Raw genomic sequence first — 5,560 nt, forward strand, 5'->3', positions numbered from 1 at the left:
GAGTACGTCCAGTACGAGGGCTTCCGGCCGGCACGCCGAGAGCACGCACCGGACGCCGCTCCTCAACGGGCAAACGTTGCCTGTCGCGGCACTAGGTGCCGTCACCACCCTGCGTGGCGAGGTTGCGCAGGACGGTGCCGCAGCGGCGGGCATAGGCGTGTTGCACGCCCCTGGTCGCCGGGCCGCCCGCCCTCGCGTACCACTTCGCCGCGCGGCTGAACGCGTTCACCGTCAGCCACACCGTGCCGTCGCCCGTGCGGTCGACCACGAAGGACTCCTCGCCGGTCTCCGGGTGGCCGGGCAGGGTGCCGTAGGCCCAGCCGGCCCGGCGGGGTACCTCGACCGTCCAGACCACGCGGCAGGGGGCCTTGATCATGCCGGCGAGGGTGACGGTGACGTCGACGCCGGGGGCGGCCCGGTCGGCGCCCGCGTCGATGCCGACGCCCATCGACCGGTGCATCTCCCAGGTGAGAACCGCCTCGGAGGCCCGGCGGAAGACCTCCTCGCCCTCGCCCAGGCGGGTGCGCACGTTCATGGGATGGAAGCCCGGCGGGCAGAAGCCCTCGTCGCGGGTGGCGCCGACATCGGCGTAGGTGAAGTCCTTCGGATCAGGATGAGGCACGGTCACCAAGAGTAGGGCGGTACCCGGCCCGGCCTGCGATCCGGGTACCGCCCATGGTCGTGGATCGGTCAGCCGACGTTCACGGCCGACCAGGCGGACGCGACCGCCTTGTACTCGGTGCTGGACGCGCCGTAGAGCGCCGAGGCGGCGTTGAGGGTCGCCGTGCGGGCCTGCGCGTACTTGGTCGTCGACGTCATGTACGTCGTCAGCGCCTTGTACCAGATCTGCAGCGCCTTGGTCCGGCCGATGCCGGTGACCGTGGAGCCGTTGGACGTGGGCGAGTTGTAGGTCACGCCGTTGATCGTCTTCGAGCCGCTGCCCTCGGACAGCAGGTAGAAGAAGTGGTTGGCGGGACCGGAGGAGTAGTGGACGTCCACCCCGCCGAGGCTGGAGGACCAGTTGTCCTTGGACGCGCCGTCCTTGCTCGGCTTGTCCATGTAGCGCAGCGGGCTGCCGTCGCCGTTGATGTCGATCTCCTCGCCGATGAGGTAGTCACCGACGTCGGAGGAGTTGCCCGCGAAGAACTCGGCGCCCGCGCCGAAGATGTCGGAGGTGGCCTCGTTCAGACCGCCGGACTCTCCGCTGTAGTTCAGGCCCGCCGTGGCCGAGGTCAGGCCGTGGCTCATCTCGTGCGCGGCCACGTCGAGCGAGGTCAGCGGGTGGGTGTTGCCCGACCCGTCGCCGTAGGTCATGCAGAAGCAGCTGTCGGACCAGAAGGCGTTGACGTAGCTGTTGCCGTAGTGGACCCGCGAGTAGGCGGCCTTGCCGTCGTTGCGGATGCCGTTGCGGCCGAAGGCGCTCTTGTAGAAGTCCCAGGTGATCTGGGCGCCGTAGTGGGCGTCGGCGGCGGCGGTCTCGGTGTTGGACGGGTTGCCGGTGCCCCAGACGTCGTCGGAGCCGGAGAAGAGGGTGCCGGTGCCGGAGGTGCCGCGGTTGAGGTTGTACGTCTTGTGGCCGCCGCGGGTGCCGTCCGTCAGGTTGTACATCGACCCGGACTTGGTGGTGCTGAGGGTGACCTGGCCGCTGTAGGTGGTGTTGCCGGTGCCGGTCTCGACGCCCTGGTACTCGTAGAGCTTCTTGCCGGTGGCGGCGTCGGTGACGACGTGCAGTTCGTTCGGGGTGCCGTCCTCCTGGAGTCCGCCGACGACGGTCTCGTAGGCGAGGACCGGCTTGCCGTTCGCCGCCCAGATCACCTTGCGCGGGGCGGAGTCGGCCTCGGTCTTCTTGGAGCCGGCCGACTTGGCGAGGGTCACGGCCTGCTTCTCCGCCTTGGCGGCGGTGACCGCGGGCTTGAGCGAGGCCACCTTCAGGGCCGCCTTGGCGGCTCTGGTGACGCCCTTGGCGGCCCCGGACTTCGACTCGTGCACCACGAGGTCGCCGCCGAGGACCGGCAGGCCCGCGTAGGTACGCTCGTAGCGGGTGTGGACCGAGCCGTCGGCGTCCTTCACGACGTCCTTGACGACCAGCTTCTCCTGGGCGCCGAGGCCTATCTCGTCGGCGGTCCTCGTGGCGTCCGCCTGCTGCTCCTGGATGAGCGCGGTGCGGGCGGGCGCGGAGAGCAGGACGGGGGCGGCGGCGAGGGCCGGCTTGCTCGCGGAGTCCGCGGCGGCGCTGCTGCCGGAGGTCAGTCCGGTGGTGAGCAGGGCGCCGGCGGCGACGGCGGTGGCGATGGCGAGCGTGGCTCGCTTTTGACGCGCGTAGACAGAAGTGGACACACGAGCTCCTCGTTGTGGGGGAAGTGCTGCGGTGCTGTGCGGCGTGGGGGAAGAGTGGCACCAGAGGCGCGTACATGTCAGGAGAGGGGCGTGATGTTGGCCGGAACTCGACGACCAGATGTACGCGAGGGCAGGTGAAACGGACGCCGCCCCGGGGGGTTGGCACCCACCGGGGCGGCGCCCTGACTTCGAGGCCCTACGGGCCTGCGGATCTACCGGCCTACGGGAACGTCAGCTTCCAGCTGTTGATGTAGCCGGTGTCGATGGCCGCGTTGTCCTGGACCCGCAGGTTCCAGACGCCGTTGGCCACCTCGGAGGAGGCGTTCACCGTGTAGGTGGTGTTGATGTTGTCCGCGCTTCCGCCGGTGCCGTAGCCCTTCAGCGTGTACACCGAGCCGTCGGGGGCCACCAGGTCCACCTTGAGGTCGCCGATGTAGGTGTGGACGATGTCCACCGCGACCTGGAGGTTGGACGGCGCGTTGCCCGTCCGGCCGGAGACGGTGATCGGCGAGTTGACCGCGGCCCCTCGGTCCGGGATCGCCACGTCGGCCGTGTTCTCGAAGGACGTGCCGCCGCCGCCCCCGCCGCCGGAGCGTGCGCCGACGTTGATGCCCGCCCACGCGTCCTGGACCGCCTTGTACTCGGCGCTGTCCGTGCCGTAGAGCTCACCCGTGGCCGCGAGGGTGCCGGTACGGGCGCCCGCGTAGTTGGTGTTCGAGGTGAACTTCGTGGTGAGCGCGCGGAACCAGATCTTCTCCGCCTTGCCCCGGCCGATGCCGGTGACCGGAAGACCGTCCGAGGTGGGCGAGTTGTACGTGACACCGTTGATGGTCTTGGTGCCGCTGCCCTCGGAGAGCAGATAGAAGAAGTGGTTGGCGGGGCCCGACGAGTAGTGCACGTCGATCGAGCCGATGCCCGAGTACCAGCTGTCCTTGGACGCGCCGTCCTTGCTCGGCTTGTCCATGTAGCGCAGCGGGCTGCCGTCGCCGTTGATGTCGATCTCCTCGCCGATGAGGTAGTCACCGACGTCGGAGGAGTTGTTCGCGTAGAACTCGACCGTCGATCCGAAGATGTCGGAGGTGGCCTCGTTCAGGCCGCCGGACTCGCCGCTGTAGTTCAGGCCCGCGGTGTTGGACGTGACGCCGTGGGTCATCTCGTGACCGGCCACGTCGATCGACGTCAGCGGGTGGGTATTGCCCGACCCGTCGCCGTAGGTCATGCAGAAGCAGCTGTCGGACCAGAAGGCGTTGACGTAGTTGTTGCCGTAGTGGACCCGGGAGTAGGCGCCGACGCCGTCGCCCCTGATGCCCGAACGCCCGTGCACGTTCTTGTAGTAGTCCCACGTCAGCGCCGCGCCGTAGTGGGCGTCCGCGCCCGCGGTCTCGGTGTTGGAGGGGCTGCCGTTGCCCCACACGTCGTCGGGACCGGAGAACAGCGTGCCGGTGCCGGAGCTGCCGCGGTTGAGGTTGTACGTCTTGTGGCCGCCGCGCGCGCCGTCGGTCAGGTTGTACGTCGACCCCGACTGCGTGGTGCCGAGCGTCACCGTGCCGCTGTACATCGTGTTGCCGGTGCCGGTCTCGATGCCCTGGTACTCGTAGAGCTTGGCGCCCGTGGCCGCGTCGGTGACGACGTGCAGCTCGTTCGGGGTGCCGTCCTTCTGGAGGCCTCCGACGACGGTCTCGTAGGCGAGGACCGGCTTGCCGCTCGCGGCCCAGATCACCTTGCGCGGGGCCTTGTCGACATCGGCGCTCTTGGCGTCGTCCGCCTTGGCGGCGGCCAGCGCCTGCTTCTCCGCCTTGGCTACGGAGACGGCGGCAGTGGTGGTGGCCGGCTTGATGGCGGCGCGGGTCGCCTTGACGACCGCCTTGGTCGCACCGGACTTGGCGGCCTTGACGACGAGGTCGCCGCCGAGGACGGGCAGGCCGGCGTAGGTGCGCTCGTAGCGGGTGTGGACCGTGCCGTCGGCGTCTTTCACGACGTCACGGACGGCCAGCTTCTCCTTGGCTCCGAGACCCAGGTCCCGGGCGGTCTGCGCCGTGCCGGCCTCGGCCTTGCGGATCAGCGCGGCGCGCTGGGCGGGGCTGAGCTTGAGCGATTCCGAGCCGGGTATCGCCTTGCTCGCGGCCGGCGGTGTCTTCTCGGGGGCCGCGAGGGCCGTGCCGCTCTGGACTGCGGCGGCCATCAGCGCGGCGACGCCGACGAGGGCCACGGCCGCGGTGCGGCGGGGGGTGTGGGGAGTGCGTCTGTGGGAGGTGCCTCTTCGCGGGGAACTGCTTCTCAACACTGACTCCTTCTGCGGGACCGGGGGTCGCCCGGCCTGGGGAGGTGGAGGTGTTGCTGTGGGGTTCCTGTGGAGCAGTCGTGGGAAGCGTGACAGGGGAGCGCGCTTTCTGTCAGGACCGCGTCAAAAGTATGGCCGGAAACGGTTCGTTGTCCGGAAGTTCATGTTCGTTATACGGACGCGTCGCCAAGTGGACGCTTCGCTGTCCCCGGGCGGATCCGCTGTGCGGGCGCTGCGCCCTCCTCGGGCAGATCCCCGTGCCAGGAGTGCCACAGTGCCGCGTAGGCGCCGCCGGCCGCCACCAGTTCGTCGTGGGTGCCGAGTTCGGTCAGCCGGCCGTCCTCCATCACCGCCACCCGGTCGGCGTCGTGCGCGGTGTGCAGCCGGTGTGCGACGGCGATGACGGTGCGCCCTTCGAGTACCGCGGCCAGGGCCCGCTCGGTGTGCCGGGCGGTCGTCGGATCCAGCAACGCGGTCGCCTCGTCGAGGATCAGCGTGTGCGGGTCCGCCAGCACCACCCGGGCCAAAGCCAGTTGCTGGGCCTGTGAACCGTCGGTACGGCAACCGCCCTGCCCCAGCGGGGTGTCCAGGCCCTGCGGCAGCTCCCGCACCCACCCGTCGGCGCCGACCACGGTCAGCGCGTCCCACAACTGTTCGTCCCCGGCGTACGGTTCGGCGATCCGCAGGTTGTCGCGGACCGAGCCGAGGAACACGTGGTGCTCCTGGGTGACCAGGACGACCTGGCGGCGCAGCCGCTCCGGTCCCAGCCCGACGACCGGCACACCGCCGACCGTCACCGAGCCCGCGGTCGGCGCGTCGATGCCCGCCATCAGCCGGCTCAGCGTGGTCTTGCCGGCGCCGGACGGCCCGACCAGGGCGAGCCGCTCCCCGGGCCGCACCGTCAGATCGACACCGCGCAGCACCTCCACGCCCCCGACGAAC

The 5,560-nt window shown here is 70.1% G+C and carries 4 protein-coding genes; all 4 read right to left on the reverse strand.

Annotation, left to right across the window (positions count from 1 at the left end; genetic code table 11):
• Positions 1-91: 91 nt before the first annotated feature.
• Positions 92-628 carry a DUF1990 domain-containing protein gene (locus tag ABZ281_RS35460; RefSeq protein ID WP_356662181.1) on the reverse strand — a complete coding sequence of 179 codons (537 nt, stop codon included), beginning with the start codon at positions 626-628 and terminating at the stop codon, positions 92-94.
• A 62-nt stretch (positions 629-690) separates the two neighbouring features.
• On the reverse strand, positions 691-2,337 hold the full coding sequence (locus ABZ281_RS35465) for a M4 family metallopeptidase (RefSeq protein WP_356662182.1): 1,647 nt from the start codon (positions 2,335-2,337) through the stop codon (positions 691-693).
• A gap of 220 nt (positions 2,338-2,557) precedes the next feature.
• Positions 2,558-4,618 carry a M4 family metallopeptidase gene (locus ABZ281_RS35470; RefSeq protein WP_356662183.1) on the reverse strand — a complete coding sequence of 687 codons (2,061 nt, stop codon included), beginning with the start codon at positions 4,616-4,618 and terminating at the stop codon, positions 2,558-2,560.
• A 170-nt stretch (positions 4,619-4,788) separates the two neighbouring features.
• Positions 4,789-5,560 (reverse strand): ABC transporter ATP-binding protein (locus ABZ281_RS35475; protein ID WP_356662184.1); only part of this gene is annotated, 772 nt, incomplete at its 5' end.

Source organism: Streptomyces sp. NPDC006265, from assembly GCF_040613555.1.
Lineage (GTDB): Bacteria > Actinomycetota > Actinomycetes > Streptomycetales > Streptomycetaceae > Streptomyces.